We start from the raw sequence: 16,565 nt of genomic DNA, 5'->3' as shown, positions 1-16,565 counted from the left end.
GTTGCCGTCGATTGGGCTCATCCCGCGAGGTTGCCGAACCTGACGGAATAGATCCTGTCCCTGCCGAGCAGATGGGCGACCAGAGAGGCCTGGTCAAACAAGCCTTTCATGGCCTTGTGGCCCAGGTCGAGGCCGCCGCTCATGACGCCGAAAGCGGGCATCAAGAGGCGCGCGCCGTCGGTGGCGAAGCAGGGGCGGCGGACGGCTTTTTCGCGGCGGCGGACGGTGGCGGCCGGATGCAGGTGCCCGGCGATCTCTCCGCTTTGCAGACCGGCCTTCGGCTCGTGGCGGAAAGTCAGGCCGCTGTGGTGTATCTCGTCGGCGCAGGTGCCGGGCAGATCGACGGTGCCATCAGGGTCGTGATTGCCGTTGATCCATATCCATTCGCGGCCCCGAGCCATATTGACGATAAGGGTCCGGAAAGCCTCGGGCAGATGCGCGGAGCCGATGCGGTCGTGGAAATTGTCGCCGAGAGAAATGACGAGTTTGGGATCGTATCGGGCGATCACGGCGGAAAGCACGGTCAGGGTCGCCAGCGTATCGTAGGGCGGAAGCATCATGCCGCGGCGGGCGAAAGCCGCGCCCTTTTCGAGGTGCAAGTCGGAGACGACGAGGATCCCGGCGTCCGGAAGATAGAGCGCGCCGAACGGATCGCAGACTGCCGCAACGCCATGAACGGCCGTCTCGACGCCGGGCATCGCAGCCAATCCATTCAGTTCACGCGCAAGCGCCAGGCGGTTCATCGATCTCGTCTATCCTAAGTCTTCAACTCAACGCTTCCGCGATCAGGTCGTCGGCGGCTTCCGCGAGCAGAGCATCGTGGGCTTCACCGGGCACCGCTTCCTTGCCTATTTCCAGCATGACGGGCACCGCAAGCGGCGAAATGTGGTCCAGCGGGCGATGCGTTATATGGCCCTTGATTCGTTTCAGCATATCGCCAAGCCGGGAAATATCCAAAAGGCCGGCCGCCGCATCCTGCCGTGTCGCCTGAAGCAGGATGTGATCCGGCTCGTGGTTGCGGAGCACATCGTAGATCAGGTCGGCCGAGACGGTGACCTGCCGCCCTGTCTTCTCCTTGCCCGGATGGCGGCGCTCGATCAAGCCCGCAATCACGGCGCAATTGCGGAACGTGCGCTTCAAGAGAAAAGATTCGTTGAGCCAGGCTTCCAGATCGTCGCCGAGCATATCCTCGTCGAAGAGATCGGAAAGGCTGAGGCGGCCGCTCTGGATCATGAGGCCCATGTCCTCCAGACCCCAGATGGCGAGCGAATAATCAGTGGCCACGAAACCGAGAGGCTTGGCGCCGGCACGATCCAGGCGCCGCGTAAGCAGCATGCCGAGCGTCTGGTGCGCGAGACGCCCTTCGAAGGGATAGGCGACCATGTAGCAGCGGCTGCCGCGCGGGAAGGTCTCGATCAGCAATTCGTCGCGCTTCGGCAGCATCGACTTGTCGTTCTGAAGCGCCAGCCAGTCGCGCACCTGATCCGGCAGGCGATGCCACCGGTCAGGATCGGCGATCATGGCGCGCACCTGATCCGCGAGATAGGTCGACAGCGGGAACTTGCCTCCGGCATAGGAAGGGATTTTGGGATCTAAGGAGAAAGCTTGCGATACGAGCGCCTCGTTTTCGCGGATGCCCTCGAAGCGCAGCACCTTGCCCGAAAAGATGAAGGTGTCGCCGGGCGCAAGCTGCTCGAGAAAATACTCCTCGACCTTCCCGAGCGTCGCGCCGCCGCGGCCGATCTTGCCCGCCTGACCTCGCTTGACCATGCGGATATTCAGCATCGGGCTTTCAACGATCGTGCCGAGATTCAAGCGATATTGCTGCGCGACCTGCGGATTGGAGACGCGCCAGCGGCCTTCCTTCGTCTTGCGGATGCGGGCATAGCGTTCGTAAGTGCGCAGCGCATAACCGCCGGTCGCGACGAAATCGACGATCTGTTCGAAAGTCTCCCAGCTGAGATCGGCATAGGGCGAGGCGCTGACGATCTCATCGTAGAGCTCCAGTATGTCGAACGGTGCGGCGCAGGCCATCCCGAGCACATGCTGCGCGAGCGCGTCCAGCGCGCCGCGGCCAACAGGCGGCGTGTCCTGCGCGCCAAGGTAATTCGCATCAAGTGCTGCCTGGCACTCCATCACTTCGAAACGGTTAGAGGGAACCAGGATTGCCTTCGAGGGCTCGTCCATGCGGTGGTTGGCGCGGCCGATGCGTTGCGCAAGACGCGAGGCACCCTTCGGTGCCCCGACGTGGATGACGAGATCGACATCGCCCCAGTCGATACCGAGGTCGAGCGTCGAGGTGGCGACAACGGCCCGCAGTTTGTTGGCGGCCATGGCAGCTTCCACCTTGCGGCGCTGGGCGACGTCAAGAGAGCCGTGATGCAATGCGATCGGCAGATTTTCCTCGTTCACCGTCCAGAGTTCCTGGAACAGCATTTCGGCCTGCCAGCGCGTATTGACGAAAAGCAGCGTCGTCTGGTGTTCGGTCAGCTGCTTGTAGATATCCGGAATGGCGTATTTGGCGGTATGACCGGCCCAAGGGATGTGCTCGTCTGTCGAGAGGATCGAGATTTCCGGCTTGGCACCACCGTCGACCATGACGAGACCGGCGTGACGTTCCCTGCCCTCCTCCTGCGCCACCAGCCATTTCTGCAGGTCCATGGGTTCGGCGACGGTGGCGGACAGACCGATTGTCCTCACGCCGGGCGCGAGCTTGCGCAGGCGGGCAAGGCCGAGGGACAACATGTGCCCACGCTTCGAGGTGACCAGCGAATGCAACTCGTCAAGGACGACGTATTTCAAGTCCTTGAAGAAGCGTTCCGCTTCATTGTTGGCGAGCAAAAGCGCCACCTGCTCCGGCGTCGTCAGCAGAATATCGGGCGGGTTCAGCTTCTGACGCTGGCGCTTGGCATGCGGTGTGTCGCCCGTACGGTTCTCGACGGTGACGGCGAGGCCCATCTCCGCGACCGGCTTCATCAGGTTCCGCTCGATGTCGACGGCAAGCGCCTTCAGCGGCGAGACATAGAGCGTGTGGATACCCGTAAAGGCCGAGCCCGGCGGAATCCTGCCGCGGCGGGTGAGATCGGTCAGCGCCGGGAGAAAGCCAGCGAGCGTCTTGCCGGCGCCGGTCGGTGCGATCAGCAGCGTGCTTTCGCCGGCTTCCGCGCGGGCCAGCAGCTCCAGCTGATGGACGCGAGGCTGCCAGCCCTTTTCCGCGAACCAGCGGATGAAGGGAGCGGGCAGGACAGCGCGGGCTTCGGAATCGATCTGGTCCACGGCGCTAAGGTAATGCACCGACCGCCGGAATAGAATGGCGGATCCAGAGCGGGATGCCGAAAAGTGTGAGCGGTTTTCGGCCGAAATCCCGCTCTATCTCTTTGATCTAGAGAAAGCGATGCGGATGGAATGGCCTGGGATCGGCGAAGGTGTCGTTGCCCGCCATTTGCTCGGCCAGCAGCCGGCCGCTTACGGGACCTAGCGTCAGACCGTGATGGGCATGCCCGAAGTTGAACCAAAGGCTGCGATGGCGCGGCGCAGGGCCGATCACCGGCCGCATGTCGGGCAGGCAGGGCCGCAGGCCAAGCCATGGCGTCGCCTCCACCGGCTCGCCGAGCGGGAAGAGCGCGCGGGCGTGATCCTCGGCGCGGCTGATCTGGATGGTATTCGGCGGAGCATCGGGCGAAGCGAATTCGATGCCCGTCGTCAGCCGGATGCCGCGCGCCATCGGAGCCAACACGTAGCCGGCTTCCTCGTCGACGACAGGGTGGCCGAGAGGCTGACCTTCGCGCTGCGCATAATGGCGGTGGTAGCCGCGCTTGATGGCCATCGGCAAGGGGTAGCCGAGCTTGCGGAAGATCAGGCCAGATTGAGGCCCAAGAGCGACGACAACCTCTGCGGCTTCGATGACCTCGCCTTCGGCTGTCGTGATCGACCAGCCGTTCTTCTCCTCGCGCAGGGTGGAAGCGTCGGCGCGGACGATCTTGCCGCCGGCGGTCGTAAAGAGGTTGGCATAGGCAACTGTCAGCGCCTGCGGGTCGGTCACGGTCTTCGGGTCGAGCCAGTGAACGCCGCCGACAATGCGGCTGCCGGTCGCGGCAAAGGCTGGCTCCAGCGCCAGAAACTCGCGGCCTTCGAGGACGCGTGTCGCCAGACCATAGGCGGACAGGCTCTCGGCCTCGGCGCGGGCGGCCTCGAAACGGCGCGGATCCTTGTAGAACGACATCCAGCCGCGTTCGCGGATGAGATCGGCAGCGCCCGCCCGTCCGATCAGCTTGTCGTGCTCGGAGACGCTCGCCTCGATCAGCGGCAACAGCGCCCGCGTCGCCTTCTCCAGATTGCTTGGCGAGGAATGCCACCAGTAGCGCGCAAGCCACGAGGCAATGCGGGGCAGGTAAGCTGGATCGTAGCGGACATCCGATGAGTTGTTCAGCGCATATTTGACAATAGCGCCGAGCTGCCGCGGGAAAGCGTAGGGAATGACAGAGGAACGCTCGATCAGCCCGGCATTGCCATAGCTGGTGCCGCCGCCGGGCTCGCCGCGATCGGCAAGCACGACGGACCGGCCGCGACCCTGCAAATGAATGGCCGCACTGACGCCGACGATGCCGGCACCGAGAACGAGGATATCTGTTTTCATCGGATAGACTTGGCTAAAGGGCACGGAGGCTCCGAGCCTCCGTGCGATTGGATCGGCAAGCGATCAGTAGATGTCGAAAGGGAAATACTTCTTGGTGATTTCCTGATACTTCCCGTTGGCGACGAGCGCGTCGATCGCCTTGTTGAACCGCTCCTTCAGTTCGGTCTCTCCCTGGCGGATGCCGATGCCGGCTTGCGTTTCGGTGCCGGGAACGTCGCCGAGCAGCTTGCAGCAATCCTTGCCGGCCTTGTTCAGCCAGTCGACCACCACGAACTTGTCGGAGATCAGCGCGTCCATGCGACCGTTGTGCAGGTCGGTCACGGCCTCGTCCTGCGTCGGATACATCTTCGCTTCAGCGCCGCCCTTCGCGTAGACGTCGTTGAGGTAGTCCGCCTGCGTGGTCGAAGCCTGCGCGCCGACAACCATGCCTTTCATGTCCTCGACACTGACGCCCTTCAGCGCGCTGTCCTTGGGAACGGCGACGGCGAGTGGCGTCGTGTAGTATTTGTTGGTGAAGTCGATCTGCTTCTTGCGCTCCTCGGTGATGCTCATCGACGCGACGATGGCATCATACTTCTTGGCGAGAAGGCCGGGAATGATGCCGTCCCAATCCTGCGCGACGATCGTGCACTTGGCCTTCATCTCCTCGCAAAGGGCATTGGCCATGTCGACGTCGAGACCCTTCAGGCTGCCGTCGGATTCGACGTAGTTGAAGGGAGGATAGGCGCCCTCCGTTGCGATGCGGATCGTATCCTCGGCAGATACGAGGTGCGTCGCTGCAAGCAAGGCGGCGGCCGCCAGGAAAATCGTTTTTCTCATTGCTGTTCCCCCATTGGAATTGTTTTGCCCAACAGGGCCGACTTTAGCGAATCCTTGCCACTTCACAACCCGGCACGACGCAGCTCGTATTCGGTCCGCGCAGATATCAGCTTGACAATCGCACAATCGTAGATATTTTTTATCCATGAATAAAAGAGGGGTTTCCGCATGAAGCTGGGTGACGGCGTCGAACAGGCAATCCACAGCGTAGCTGTGCTTGCCGGGCTCTCCGATGGAGGCGTGCTTTCGGCCGCGGCTATTGCGGAATTCCACGGTGTCTCGCCGAGCTATCTGCTGAAGCATCTGCAGGCGCTTTCCGGTGCTGACATTCTGCACACGGTGCCGGGTCCCAAAGGCGGATACCGGCTGGCGAAGGCAACGAAGGATATTTCACTGCTCGACATCGTGCTTGCGGTCGAAGGTCCGGAGCCTGCATTCCGCTGCAGCGAAATCCGCCAGCGCGGCCCGAACCCATTGCCTGCGCGATACTTCACCAAGCCCTGTCAGGTCAGTGCGGCGATGTTGAGAGCCGAGCGCGCTTACCGCGCCGAACTCGCGAAGACGAGCATCGCCGACATCCTGACGGAGCTTGCAGCCGACGACGACGACGGCGGGATTGCAGCGCGCGGCTGCGCCTTTCTCGAAATTCATGAACGCAAGACGGCTCGCTGAGCCACAACCCAACAGGAGACCACCATGCAAGCACGTTTCAACTTCGCAAAAGCCTCGCCGGACGCCTACAAGGCGGTTACCGCCCTTGAGCAATATGTCCAGGGTTCCGGACTCGAACGCCGCTTTATCCATCTGATCAAGCTGCGCGCATCGCAGATCAACGGCTGCGCCTATTGCGTCGATATGCATGTGAAGGAGGCCCGTCATGACGGACTTAGCGAGCAATGGATCAATCTGATGTGCGTCTGGCGTGAATCGCCGGTCTACGACGCCAAGGAGCGCGCGCTGCTCGGCTGGGTCGATGCCGTCACCAACATCGCCGCCACTGGCGCGCCGGATGCCGATTACGAAACGCTGAAGGCGCATTTCTCCGAAGAGGAGATGACCAACATCACCGTAGCAATCGGCACAATCAACATCTGGAATCGCCTCGCAGTCGGCTTCCGCAGCCAGCATCCGCTCGATGCCCTGGCAAAAGCCGCCTGAGGGATTTCATCTGCGCTAGGTTCCGGTATCTCGGGCGTGGCGAAGACTGCAAACAACCGGCCCGAACAATCTCGGGCCGGTTCGGGCTTATCGGCGCCGCAACGACGCCTGCCGCTCGGCGAAGAGATCAACGCTATTAAATATTTCGCGAACAACTTTTACGATTTCGTCTGCGGAGGCGCCCTTGGCGTATTCTTCGCTCATACGGCGTCTGACAAGCTCTTCTAACTCTGACATATCGTCACCTCATCTGCCCGGCAAAGGCACAGTCGCTCCGGACCGGACAACAGACAAGTTACGAATAGTTCATGGTCGAACACGAATAGTTCATGGTTGACTGGCGGTTAAATACCTACAGGGCGATATAGCGATCCGCGCGGTGATTGATCGCGACGAAGAGGTTCAGAACGACGGCGCCCAGCACCGAATAGAAGACGACCGGCGGCGTGGTCACAAAGAAGGCAGCCGCGAGCACGCACATATCGACTATAAGTTGTACGAGGCCGGCACGGACGCCGAAACGCTCCTGCATGTAGATACCGAGAATGCCGACGCCGCCGAGGCTCGCCCGGTGGCGGTAAAGCGCGAGCAGGCCGAAGCCGAGCAGCAGGCCGCCGAGGAGTGCTGCCCAAGCCGGGTGGATGCTGGAAATCTGGAAGAAGCGCGACTGCACATCGGCAAGCGCCGAGGTGACACCGATCGCGACAAAGGTCTTTACCGTGAAGGCGACGCCGAGGCGTTTCCACGAAAGATAGAAGAATGGCAGGTTGAGCAGGAAGAAGGCCAAACTGAAATTCACGCCGAAGGCATAGTGCAGCAGGAAGGCGATGCCGGCGGTGCTGCCGGTGAGAAGCCCGGCACTGGCAAGCACATAAAGCCCAAGTGCGGAAACAAGGCTGCCGGAGAATATCCCCTGCACATCCTCGAGCGGTGTGTGACGGGTCGCACGTGAATTCCAGAATCCAAGGGCACCGATGAGCTGGGCCATGTCGTCAATCTCCAACGGCAGACGAGTTCAAGAGCGCCGGAAAAATCCCGCGCGGCAAATGTGATGATGAAAGAGGTCGACGCCTTGGCTCTTTTCTCTGCGGCGCCTCAGCTAATGCCCGGACTAGTAGGCTTCCGCAGTTGCGCGCAAGCAAAATACGTAAGCAATACTGACCTATTTTGAAATCGCAAGATTTATGCGCGAAACGCTACCGGCGCGCAAGGAAGAGGATACCGGAAACGGGTCTGCCGCCATCTTTGCGAATAGCGGTTTTGACCGACTCGATGATCTCGAAACCGTAGCGTCTGCAAAGGCCTCGAACATAGGTTTCTGCGTGGGCGTAACGCAGCGATGGCGCAAGGTGAAAGCCATCGCCGTCGCCCGCGTCCTCGACCGAGAAAGCGAAATCGGCGCCAGCGGCCGCGAGCCGATCGACGATCGCGAAAGCGCTTTCGAGATTGCCGAGATACATCAGCACGTCGGCGGCGGTGATCAGGTCGGCGCGATGCTCCGCCCCATCGGCAAAAATGCCGGAGGCTTCGGGCGCAAGCGAAAGGTCGGCTTGCGCGAGGCGATCATAGATTCCCTTTTCATGGGCCTTGGCGAGCATGTTCTGCGAAAGGTCATAGCCTTCCAGCTGGCCGACATGGGTGCGGATCTCCGGCCCCAGCAGACCCGTGCCGCAACCGAGATCGACAGCGAGCGGATATTTGCGGCCGGTGGCAACGACAAGAGCGGCGAGCTTTCGGGGAACCGTGTAGTCCAGCTTCTCGACAAGCGAGGTTTCGAAGCGGGCGGCATAGTCGTCGAACAGCCTTTCGACGTAGCGGCTTGGAGGCTGGTCCGGCATTGCGGTGGCCCCGAGAAGCGCGAGCTTGAGGCCGGCGCCAAAGATGTCCTCAGGATCAAGCGACACGGTCTTGCGATAGGCTTCGACCGCCGCTTCCATGTTGCCGGCCTTCTCCCGGTAGGTTGCAAGACGGTACCAGCCGGCGGCCCAGTCCGGCGTCAGCTCGAGAGCCTGCTCCATCAGCTCGGCGGCAGCGTCCGGCTCGCCACCTTCGGCGAGCATCTTCGCATAATCGGCACGGCGGTCGGCGATAACGTCGCCGGAGGAAAGCTGGCTCTGCTGCATGGTGTGACCCGTTGAACGAGGCGCATTTGGCGGCGGCCACAAAAAAACTCAAGTCCTATTTCACAGGCGAAACGGCCAGTACCGGAAAGCGCTTGCAGGCAACGATCTGCAATCGTATTGCACGGTAAACAGGAGATGGGGCATGTCCGATCAGGTAAACAAGTTTCTGGGCGACTCGCTCGCCCGCACACTGGTGAAGCTCGTCGTCGTTTCACTGATCGTCGGCTTCGTGATGACCATTTTCGGCTGGGCGCCGCTGGACCTCGTCTACGGCATCCGGGATTTCATTCGCGAAATCTGGCACCGGGGCTTTGCGGCTCTCGGCCGGATCGGCGACTACCTGCTCCTTGGGGCAACAGTCGTGATTCCGATTTTCATCATCATCCGTCTTTTCAACTTTCGGCGGTAACCATGACTACGATCGATCTTTCCAGACGTCACCTCCTGCGCGTTTCAGGTCTCTTCCTCTTGGTGGGCGTCGCGAGCTGCACGACCACACCACAAATGTCCTCCACGCCTTCGGACGGAGAGGACGAGACAGCGGCGGCGCTGCCGCTCGTCAACCAACTTCGCGGCAAAAACGGTCTGACATCGCTCCGCGCCGATCCGGCGGCAACGGCCGCCGCCTTGTTCCAGGCGAAGCGCATGGCATCGGCTGGCAAGATGAAGCACGTCATGGGCATTGCCGACGGCTTTGGACCCCGCGTCAAGGCGAGCGGCGTTCAGCTGCCGGCAGCGGAAAACATTGCCGCCGGCCAGCAGTCGGTTCCGGCTGTCGTGACGGCCTGGATCAACTCACCGCACCATCTGGAGAACATGCTCGGCCGCTATAGCGGTCTCGGCGTCGCGGTCGCTCACAATTCCGCTTCCAGAAACGTGCCGTATTGGGCAATGGTTCTTTCCAGCTGAGGCGTTCTGCCTCTAAAGCCCGAGGCGGAAATGGATCATCGCGCGCGCGAAAACCGACTGACATTCGATGTGACGCATCGGCTGGTGCTGTCCATCGCCATTCCGATGACGCTCGGCTTCATGACGACGCCGCTGCTCGGCCTCGTTGGTACCGGCGTCGTGGGCCACATGGGGCAACCGGACGCGCTGGCAGGACTGGCGATCGGAGCCATGCTCTTCGACCTCATCCTTGGCAGCTTCAACTTCCTGCGGGCCTCGACGACCGGTCTGACGGCGCAGGCGCTCGGACGGGGCGATGCACATGAGCAGCAGGGCGTCTTCTGGCGGGCAATGGTTTCGGCGCTCGGCTGCGGGCTTGCGCTTCTCTGTCTTTCGCCGCTGCTGCTGCCGGCAGGACTCGCATTGATGGGTCCAGACGCGGCGATCGCGCAAGCGACGAGCACCTATTTCTCCATCCGAATTCTTGCCGCCCCTGCGGCCCTCGCGAATTATGCGATCCTCGGCTTTGTCCTCGGTCGCGGGCAAGGCGGCACCGGCCTCTTCCTGCAGGCGCTGATCAACAGCATCAATATCGTGCTTTCGATCTATCTCGGCCTCTGGCTGAACCGGGGCGTAGCCGGCGTTGCGTGGGGCAGCATGGCGGGCGAGACGGCGGGCGCACTCACCGGCATCTTTCTCGTTCTCAGGAGTTTCGCGGCTGCCGACCGACCAAAGCGTGCGGAGATCTTCTCGCGGCACCGGCTGGCGGAACTCTTTGCACTCAATCGCGACATCCTGATCCGCACCTTCGTGCTGATCGGTTCCTTTACAATCATGACGCGGATCGGCACGAGCTTCGGGGCGATCACGCTTGCCGCCAATGCCGTGCTGATGAACTTCTTCCTGCTTTCCAGCTACTATCTCGACGGGCTTGCCAATGCCGCGGAACAGATCACCGGGCGGGCGATCGGTGCGGCCCACCGGCCGGCCTTCGACCGCGGACTGAAACTGACCGCTATCTGGTCCTTCGGGCTGGCATTGGCGGCCTCCACCTTCTTCCTCGCCGCCGGTCCGTGGCTGATTTCGCTGCTGACGACCTCACCGGAGGTGCGGGCGGCCGCCGAGACCTACCTGCCCTGGGCGGCGATCACCGGGCTGACCGGCGCTCTCGCCTTCCTCATGGACGGTGTTTTCATCGGCGCGACGTGGTCGGCCGACATGCGCGACCGCATGCTGATGTCGTTTGCCGGCTACCTTGCTGCACTTGCCGTCTTTGTGCCGCTCTTCGGCAATCACGGCCTCTGGCTTTCGATGAATGCCTTCCTGCTTTTCCGCGGCGTCTTCCTGGCGATGCTCGTGAAGCCGCGCGCCAATCAGACGTTCCGGGCCGCCCAATGATCGGTGCGGATGTCGCGCAGGTCGCGGATCGACGAAACCTTCTCGCGATCGAGCAGCTTTGAGAGGCCGCGGACGATCTCGCCTGGCAGGCCGGGACCTTCGTAGACCATGCAGGAGTAAAGCTGCACGAGGTCGGCCCCTGCCCTGATCTTTTCCAGCGCGGTTTCCGCCGAGGAGACACCGCCGACGCCGATGATCGGGAGTGCCGGCCCGACCCGCTTGCGCATTTTCGCAAGAACCGTGGTCGACATTTCGAAAAGCGGCTTACCGGAAAGACCGCCGGCTTCCTTCGCCTGACGCAGATCCTTGAGGCCATCGCGCGCGAGGGTCGTGTTAGAGACGATCAGGCCGTCCAGCGAATGGGAAAGCACTTCGGCCGCAATGTCATCCATCGCCTCTTCGGTCAGGTCGGGGGCGATCTTCAGGAAGACCGGAATTTTCCGATCTGATCTGGCGGCCTCCTCGTCGCGGGCGGCAAGCACGGCGGACAGAAGCGCGGCGAGGCTCTCGCGCGCCTGCAGATCGCGCAGGCCCGGTGTATTCGGCGAGGAGATATTGGCCGTGAAGTAGCGCGCGACGGAATAGAAGCTGCGGATCCCCGTCACATAATCGCCGATGCGGTCTTCGCTGTCCTTGTTGGCCCCGATGTTGACGCCGATGATGCCCTTGCCCCGGATCGCCGACAGACGCTGGAAGGCTGCGTCGTGGCCCTCGTTGTTGAAGCCGAGGCGGTTGATGACGGCCTCGTCTTCCACCAGGCGGAAGATGCGCGGGCGCGGATTGCCGGATTGCGGTTTTGGCGTGACCGTGCCGATCTCAGTGAAGCCGAAACCAAGCTTCAGCAGGGCTTCCGGGACTTCGGCATTCTTGTCGTAGCCGGCCGCCATGCCGAGCGGATTTTCGAAGGTCAGGCCCGCAACGGTTTGCGCCAGCCGCGGATCAGGCGCGATGCGGCAGGCCGGAACCAGGCCGGATTTCAGTGCCGCAATCGACATCCCATGCGCGGTTTCCGGGTCGAAGAGAAAGAGACCCTTGCGGGCGGCGTGCTTGAACGTCCCGATCACGACAGGAGCTCCGGGAAAATATGCTGTCCGGTATCATCAAGCGGCAGCGGCCTTTCCCATGCGACCGCCGAAAGCGGCAGGTCGGCATAAAGATGCGGGAAGAGATCGCCGCCGCGGGAGGGTTCGAAAACCAGCTTATCGCCAAGTTTGCCGCCGTCGATGGCGACGAGCAGCAGCCCCGATTGTCCGGCGAAATGCAGCGCCGCCGTCTGCCGCACCTGCGCTGCCGTCGAGAAGTGAATGAAGCCGTCCTTGAGGTCGATGGCGGCGCCATGAAAAACGCCGTTTTGCTTGGCTTCCTGCCAGAGCGCTTCCGTCACGATCTTGTAAAGGGTCGGCGTCACAGTCATGATGGCCTCATGCAATGGCTGATCTTGTGGTGAGCGCTTTGCCGGAAACAGACGGCGATGTCCACGGCTCCCCCGCCAAAAACAGGGCAGCCGCAACAAAAATCCGGAGGATGACACCATGAGAACGATCGCAACCGGGATTGCCGCACTTCTTCTACCGCTGACGGCGCTTGCAGCCGACCCGGACCCGGCTCGCTTCCAGCTTGAACGGAGCGGCGACCATTTCGTCCGGCTCGATAAGCAGACCGGCGCCATGTCGCTTTGCGAGGAAAAGGATGGTTCGCTGGTCTGCCGCATGGCTGCGGACGAACGCGCCGCCTATGAAGATGAACTCGACCGGCTTTCCGGCCGCGTAACGGCGCTCGAAAACAAGAGCATCGTCAACAAGGCGCTACCGACGGATGCCGAAGTCGATCGCTCGATCAGCATCATGGAGCGGTTCATGAAGAGCTTCATGGGGATGGTGAAGCAATTCCAGGAGGAGGAAAAGACCGCGCCTCTTCCGCAGAAGACCTAACTTGATATACTAATATCACGGGGAACGCATGTGCGGCGGGGTTCCGGCGGACATCGCGGAAGACGAGATCGAACTCTTGGGAGGGAGTTTTCGATGCAGGAACAGACGATCATCATCGCGGATGACCACCCGCTTTTCCGGGATGCGTTGCGTCAAGCCGTGGCCGGCATGGAGGGGCGGTGGATAGTCGAGGAAGCTGGCGATTTTGCAGCTGCGCGTGCTGCAGCAGGCGAACACCCTGAGGCGGATCTCATGCTGCTCGATCTCGCAATGCCTGGTGTTAGCGGTTTTTCCGGCCTCATGGCGCTACGCTCCGAATTCGTCAGTCTGCCGATCGTCATCATTTCTGCGACGGATGATGCCACCACAATCCGCCGCGCCCTGGAACTCGGCGCCTCGGGTTTCATTTCCAAATCTTCGGGCATCGAGGATATTCGCCGCAGCATCCAGAGGGTGCTGGCCGGCGACATCGCCACGCCGGAGGGTTATCGCGATGGGCAGGAGCAGGATCCGGACGTCGCGGACCTCATCCACCGCCTCCACACGCTGACGCCGCAGCAGAGCCGGGTACTCACCATGCTCGCCGAAGGGCTGCTCAACAAACAGATCGCTTATGAACTCGGCGTTTCCGAAGCAACAATCAAGGCGCATGTATCGGCGATCCTCCTGAAGCTCAATGTCGACAGCCGCACGCAGGCCGTCATCCAGCTCGGCAAGATCAACGTCGCGATGGTCGCTTAAGCCAGAACAGGATTTTATTCCTCTTGCCTCTTTACTCGGGGAAAGCTTGGCGTTAATCTTTCTTGCGATTGGAGAGCGGCGCCCGCGGCGCAGGATCACGCAAGATGCTGTCACACGAGCAGATTTGGGGAGCGATCGACAGGCTTGCCGAACGGCATGACCTGACGCCATCCGGTCTTGCGCGCCGTGCCGGTCTCGATCCCACCTCGTTCAACAAATCCAAGCGGCTGTCTTCCGATGGCCGTCTACGCTGGCCGTCGACGGAATCGATCGCCAAGGTGCTCTATGCGACCGGGTCGACGATGGAGCAGTTCATGGGCTTCATGCAGCCCGCAAACGGCTTTTCCGGACGGGACAGCGCCTTTCCGCCGCCGACGAGTTCGATCCCCCTGCTCGGCTTTGCGCAGGCCGGTGCGGGTGGCTTTTTTGATGATGGCGGTTTCCCGGCCGGCCAGGGGTGGGATGTTGTCGAATTCCCCATAGCGCCCTCGCAGAAGGCAGGTGTCTATGCCCTCGAAGTGCAGGGCGAGAGCATGATGCCGCTTTATCGCGACGGCGATGTGCTGATCGTGGAGCCCGGCGCACAGGTGCGCCGCAACGACCGTGTCGTCGTCAAGACCCGCGAGGGCGAAGTGATGGCCAAAGTTCTGCTGCGCCAGAGCCCGCGGTCGATTGAACTGTTGTCTCTCAATCCCGAACACCCAAACCGGACGATCGAGCTTTCCGACGTCGACTGGATCGCGCGCATTATCTGGGCCAGCCAATAGGAAAATGTTCCATGCGGCCTGCGGCGCTTCTGACAGCTGTTGCGGGAATGGGCGTTGTCGCCGGAATGCTGGCGGCTGGCAGGGCACGATTTCCCAAGCCGGATATGGAACCGACCGCGAGCGTTGAAGACACCGCGACTCCCGAAGTTCCGGAACCGGTTGTGCCGCCTGCTGCCGCTCCCGACCCGAGGATCAGCATGAGAGCACGGCGGGTTGACGAATCCAGCAAATTCTATCCGGCCGAGGTGGATGGCAAGCCGCTGGAAAGGGTTGCAGCGCGCAAACCGGAGAAGCCAAAACCGCAACCGCAGAAAGCCGCAACGCTGCCGAGGCCAGTCGCGGAAAGTGCAGGCGTTATTGCCTTCGGCGACAGGAAGCTACAGCTAGCAGGTATCGTTCCAACGCCGACCGACATGATCTGCAAAGAGCCCGATGGAAACGAATGGCCTTGCGGCATGCTTGCCAGAACGAATTTCCGGCTCTTTTTGCGGTTGCGCTCGATCACCTGCGATCTGAAGGACGCCAACTGGAGCGGTACCACGACAGCCTCTTGCAAGATCGGCACGCAAGACCTCTCCAAGTGGCTGGCGGAAAACGGCTGGGCCGATGCCGGCGCCGGATCGCCCCTCGTCGCCTTAGGCGAAAAAGCCAAGGCGCAGAAGAAGGGCGTCTATGGGGAGGACCCTCGCAAGAACGCATCGCTTGCCCTGCCGCCCGCACCGCCACCGGATGATCCGCTCGATCCCCTCTAGCCATGCCTTGTAACGGCGGCCGGAAATTCCTAATCTCCGGACAAAGCAGAGGGAATGACCGAATGAACAAGCCGCTTTCCGCCCATGATGCGCTGATCTACGTGATGGTGATGGCATCCGCTGTCGATAGCACGATGAACGACCGCGAAATGCAACGCATGGGCCAGCTGATCGGCTTTCTCCCGGTCTTCAAGGATTTCGACGACGGCAAGCTGATTTCGATCGCCCGCGACTGCGCGGCGCTGCTCGCTGGACCGGAAGGTCTCGATGTCGTGCTGGAGACCGTGAAAGACACGCTGCCGGCGCGGCTTTACGACACGGCCTACGCGCTTGCGGTCGAAGTCGCCTCCGCCGACCTGTCGGTCAAAGCCGAGGAGTTGCGGCTGCTCAGCATGCTCCGCGACCGGCTGGGGCTCGACAAGCTTACGTGCGCCGCCATCGAGCGCAGCGCAATCGCCCGCTTCCGCAAGGGCTAGTACAGCCCGTACGGGAAATACCGCAGGTAAATTTCCTGCAGGCGGCCGTTTCTGGAAAGTGCTGCAAGCGCGTGATCGAGTGCCGCGGTCAGTACGCTGTCATTCTGCCGAAGCATGATCGTCATCCCCTCGCCCAGAAACTGCTCCGACATATAGGGGCCGTCAAAGAGTGCGCAGCATCTGGCGGACGCCTGCGACGAGACCCAGAAGGACAGTTGCAAGGCATCAGCGAAGACGGCATCGACCTTCTTGTCTTTCAAGGCGGCAAGCAGAGCTTCCTTGCTATCGAAGGGTACGGCTTTTATTGCCGGGAAGTAGGCCGCGAGCATAGCTTCATGGGCGGTCCCCTTGACGACCCCGACCGACAGGCTGGAGAGAGCCGCTGCAGCATCCCCTTTGATATCGGCTTTGACATTGCGCACGAAACGGGCGGGCAGCATCAGGTAGGGGCGGCTGAAGGTAAATTGCTTGCGCAATTCCGAGGTCACGGCGAGCCCGGCAATGACGGCATCTCCTTGAGAAGCCGCAAGCGCTTCCTTCAGATCGGCGAAGGGGAGCGCTTGGATTTCACACTTCGAAGCAACTTCCAGTTCGTCACATATTGCCCGCGCCAGGTCGACATTAAATCCTGACAGCCTACCGTTCTGATCGGTAAAGTTGAACGGCGGGAAGTCGATGGAGGTCAGAAATCGCAGGCGAACGAGCGACGAAAGGTCCGGCTTGGCAAGGCGTTCGCGAGCATCGAAAAGCACCGGCAGCGATGCCGGCCCCTGCTGCGCCAGGGCGGGTTCCGCGTGAACTGCAACCTGTGACAGCAAAAATATTAAAAATCCCTTAAAAAGTAGGGATGCAAGGAAAGATTGTGTCATTATTATC

19 protein-coding genes are annotated in these 16,565 nt (G+C 61.6%); 10 read left to right on the top strand and 9 right to left on the bottom strand.

Annotated features, from left to right (window positions below; genetic code table 11):
- Positions 1-17 precede the first annotated feature (17 nt).
- The 4 genes from pdeM to HGP14_RS02430 all read right to left on the bottom strand — a co-directional run bounded on the left by pdeM (position 18) and on the right by HGP14_RS02430 (position 5,455).
- Complete coding sequence (gene pdeM, locus HGP14_RS02445) at positions 18-743, bottom strand: ligase-associated DNA damage response endonuclease PdeM (RefSeq protein ID WP_168828251.1); 726 nt, start codon at positions 741-743, stop codon at positions 18-20.
- Positions 744-765: 22 nt separating this feature from the next.
- A complete protein-coding gene (locus HGP14_RS02440; RefSeq protein WP_168828745.1) occupies positions 766-3,276 on the bottom strand; it encodes a ligase-associated DNA damage response DEXH box helicase in 2,511 nt (836 codons plus the stop codon).
- A 106-nt stretch (positions 3,277-3,382) separates the two neighbouring features.
- Positions 3,383-4,636 (bottom strand): FAD-binding oxidoreductase, encoded by a 1,254-nt coding sequence (locus HGP14_RS02435; protein ID WP_168828746.1) that lies wholly within the window; start codon positions 4,634-4,636, stop codon positions 3,383-3,385.
- A 63-nt stretch (positions 4,637-4,699) separates the two neighbouring features.
- Positions 4,700-5,455, bottom strand: a complete 756-nt coding sequence (locus tag HGP14_RS02430; RefSeq protein WP_168828250.1) for an ABC transporter substrate-binding protein — start codon at positions 5,453-5,455, stop codon at positions 4,700-4,702.
- 168 nt (positions 5,456-5,623) lie between these two features.
- On the opposite strand from HGP14_RS02430, the gene HGP14_RS02425 reads away from it, so the two are divergent.
- Positions 5,624-6,127, top strand: a complete 504-nt coding sequence (locus HGP14_RS02425; protein ID WP_168828249.1) for an RrF2 family transcriptional regulator — start codon at positions 5,624-5,626, stop codon at positions 6,125-6,127.
- 24 nt (positions 6,128-6,151) lie between these two features.
- Positions 6,152-6,613 (top strand): carboxymuconolactone decarboxylase family protein, encoded by a 462-nt coding sequence (locus HGP14_RS02420; RefSeq protein ID WP_168828248.1) that lies wholly within the window; start codon positions 6,152-6,154, stop codon positions 6,611-6,613.
- A gap of 352 nt (positions 6,614-6,965) precedes the next feature.
- Here HGP14_RS02420 and HGP14_RS02415 read toward each other — a convergent pair whose 3' ends face one another.
- Complete coding sequence (locus tag HGP14_RS02415) at positions 6,966-7,601, bottom strand: YitT family protein (protein ID WP_168828247.1); 636 nt, start codon at positions 7,599-7,601, stop codon at positions 6,966-6,968.
- 208 nt (positions 7,602-7,809) lie between these two features.
- Positions 7,810-8,736, bottom strand: a complete 927-nt coding sequence (locus HGP14_RS02410) for a class I SAM-dependent DNA methyltransferase (protein ID WP_168828246.1) — start codon at positions 8,734-8,736, stop codon at positions 7,810-7,812.
- A gap of 142 nt (positions 8,737-8,878) precedes the next feature.
- On the opposite strand from HGP14_RS02410, the gene HGP14_RS02405 reads away from it, so the two are divergent.
- The 3 genes from HGP14_RS02405 to HGP14_RS02395 are packed head-to-tail and all read left to right on the top strand — an operon-like array spanning position 8,879 to position 11,022.
- Complete coding sequence (locus HGP14_RS02405) at positions 8,879-9,145, top strand: DUF6460 domain-containing protein (protein ID WP_168828245.1); 267 nt, start codon at positions 8,879-8,881, stop codon at positions 9,143-9,145.
- A 2-nt stretch (positions 9,146-9,147) separates the two neighbouring features.
- The gene (locus tag HGP14_RS02400) at positions 9,148-9,645 is read left to right on the top strand and encodes a CAP domain-containing protein (RefSeq protein WP_168828244.1); all 498 of its coding nucleotides are present in this window, start codon (positions 9,148-9,150) and stop codon (positions 9,643-9,645) included.
- A gap of 30 nt (positions 9,646-9,675) precedes the next feature.
- Positions 9,676-11,022, top strand: coding sequence for an MATE family efflux transporter (locus tag HGP14_RS02395; protein WP_168828243.1), 1,347 nt, complete (start codon positions 9,676-9,678; stop codon positions 11,020-11,022).
- Here the strand turns inward: HGP14_RS02395 and HGP14_RS02390 are convergent.
- Both HGP14_RS02390 and HGP14_RS02385 read right to left on the bottom strand, forming a co-directional pair.
- Positions 10,998-12,086, bottom strand: a complete 1,089-nt coding sequence (locus tag HGP14_RS02390) for a quinone-dependent dihydroorotate dehydrogenase (protein WP_168828242.1) — start codon at positions 12,084-12,086, stop codon at positions 10,998-11,000. The two genes, HGP14_RS02395 and HGP14_RS02390, sit on opposite strands and share 25 nt — an antisense overlap.
- Complete coding sequence (locus tag HGP14_RS02385; RefSeq protein WP_168828241.1) at positions 12,083-12,436, bottom strand: DUF952 domain-containing protein; 354 nt, start codon at positions 12,434-12,436, stop codon at positions 12,083-12,085. The genes HGP14_RS02390 and HGP14_RS02385 overlap by 4 nt, the downstream gene beginning before the upstream one ends.
- Positions 12,437-12,554: 118 nt before the next feature.
- Between HGP14_RS02385 and HGP14_RS02380 the strand changes: the two genes are divergently transcribed.
- The 5 genes from HGP14_RS02380 to HGP14_RS02360 all read left to right on the top strand — a co-directional run bounded on the left by HGP14_RS02380 (position 12,555) and on the right by HGP14_RS02360 (position 15,689).
- Entirely contained in the window at positions 12,555-12,953 is a 399-nt protein-coding gene (locus HGP14_RS02380) for a hypothetical protein (RefSeq protein WP_168828240.1), read from the top strand.
- 93 nt (positions 12,954-13,046) lie between these two features.
- On the top strand, positions 13,047-13,694 hold the full coding sequence (locus HGP14_RS02375) for a response regulator (RefSeq protein ID WP_168828239.1): 648 nt from the start codon (positions 13,047-13,049) through the stop codon (positions 13,692-13,694).
- 104 nt (positions 13,695-13,798) lie between these two features.
- A complete protein-coding gene (locus HGP14_RS02370; RefSeq protein WP_168828238.1) occupies positions 13,799-14,461 on the top strand; it encodes a helix-turn-helix transcriptional regulator in 663 nt (220 codons plus the stop codon).
- A gap of 11 nt (positions 14,462-14,472) precedes the next feature.
- Positions 14,473-15,213 carry a thermonuclease family protein gene (locus HGP14_RS02365; RefSeq protein ID WP_168828237.1) on the top strand — a complete coding sequence of 247 codons (741 nt, stop codon included), beginning with the start codon at positions 14,473-14,475 and terminating at the stop codon, positions 15,211-15,213.
- Between the two features lie 62 nt (positions 15,214-15,275).
- The gene (locus tag HGP14_RS02360) at positions 15,276-15,689 is read left to right on the top strand and encodes a tellurite resistance TerB family protein (protein WP_168828236.1); all 414 of its coding nucleotides are present in this window, start codon (positions 15,276-15,278) and stop codon (positions 15,687-15,689) included.
- On the opposite strand, the gene HGP14_RS02355 is transcribed toward HGP14_RS02360, so the two are convergent.
- Positions 15,686-16,558, bottom strand: coding sequence for a transporter substrate-binding domain-containing protein (locus HGP14_RS02355; RefSeq protein WP_168828235.1), 873 nt, complete (start codon positions 16,556-16,558; stop codon positions 15,686-15,688). The two genes, HGP14_RS02360 and HGP14_RS02355, sit on opposite strands and share 4 nt — an antisense overlap.
- Positions 16,559-16,565: the final 7 nt, after the last annotated feature.

The sequence above is a fragment of the Rhizobium sp. P32RR-XVIII genome, from assembly GCF_012641395.1.
In the GTDB taxonomy this organism is placed as follows: Bacteria; Pseudomonadota; Alphaproteobacteria; order Rhizobiales; family Rhizobiaceae; genus Rhizobium.
The sequence above is the reverse complement of the archived record's forward strand: the minus strand, read 5'-3'. Positions and strand labels throughout refer to the sequence as shown.

Coding starts and splice junctions, on each gene's coding strand:
- pdeM (WP_168828251.1), bottom strand. CDS start 743: ATGAACCGCCTGGCGCTTGCGCGTGAACTGAATGGATTGGCTGCGATG.
- HGP14_RS02435 (WP_168828746.1), bottom strand. CDS start 4,636: ATGAAAACAGATATCCTCGTTCTCGGTGCCGGCATCGTCGGCGTCAGT.
- HGP14_RS02430 (WP_168828250.1), bottom strand. CDS start 5,455: ATGAGAAAAACGATTTTCCTGGCGGCCGCCGCCTTGCTTGCAGCGACG.
- HGP14_RS02425 (WP_168828249.1), top strand. CDS start 5,624: ATGAAGCTGGGTGACGGCGTCGAACAGGCAATCCACAGCGTAGCTGTG.
- HGP14_RS02420 (WP_168828248.1), top strand. CDS start 6,152: ATGCAAGCACGTTTCAACTTCGCAAAAGCCTCGCCGGACGCCTACAAG.
- HGP14_RS02415 (WP_168828247.1), bottom strand. CDS start 7,601: ATGGCCCAGCTCATCGGTGCCCTTGGATTCTGGAATTCACGTGCGACC.
- HGP14_RS02410 (WP_168828246.1), bottom strand. CDS start 8,736: ATGCAGCAGAGCCAGCTTTCCTCCGGCGACGTTATCGCCGACCGCCGT.
- HGP14_RS02405 (WP_168828245.1), top strand. CDS start 8,879: ATGTCCGATCAGGTAAACAAGTTTCTGGGCGACTCGCTCGCCCGCACA.
- HGP14_RS02400 (WP_168828244.1), top strand. CDS start 9,148: ATGACTACGATCGATCTTTCCAGACGTCACCTCCTGCGCGTTTCAGGT.
- HGP14_RS02395 (WP_168828243.1), top strand. CDS start 9,676: ATGGATCATCGCGCGCGCGAAAACCGACTGACATTCGATGTGACGCAT.
- HGP14_RS02385 (WP_168828241.1), bottom strand. CDS start 12,436: ATGACTGTGACGCCGACCCTTTACAAGATCGTGACGGAAGCGCTCTGG.
- HGP14_RS02380 (WP_168828240.1), top strand. CDS start 12,555: ATGAGAACGATCGCAACCGGGATTGCCGCACTTCTTCTACCGCTGACG.
- HGP14_RS02375 (WP_168828239.1), top strand. CDS start 13,047: ATGCAGGAACAGACGATCATCATCGCGGATGACCACCCGCTTTTCCGG.
- HGP14_RS02370 (WP_168828238.1), top strand. CDS start 13,799: ATGCTGTCACACGAGCAGATTTGGGGAGCGATCGACAGGCTTGCCGAA.
- HGP14_RS02365 (WP_168828237.1), top strand. CDS start 14,473: ATGCGGCCTGCGGCGCTTCTGACAGCTGTTGCGGGAATGGGCGTTGTC.
- HGP14_RS02360 (WP_168828236.1), top strand. CDS start 15,276: ATGAACAAGCCGCTTTCCGCCCATGATGCGCTGATCTACGTGATGGTG.
- HGP14_RS02355 (WP_168828235.1), bottom strand. CDS start 16,558: ATGACACAATCTTTCCTTGCATCCCTACTTTTTAAGGGATTTTTAATA.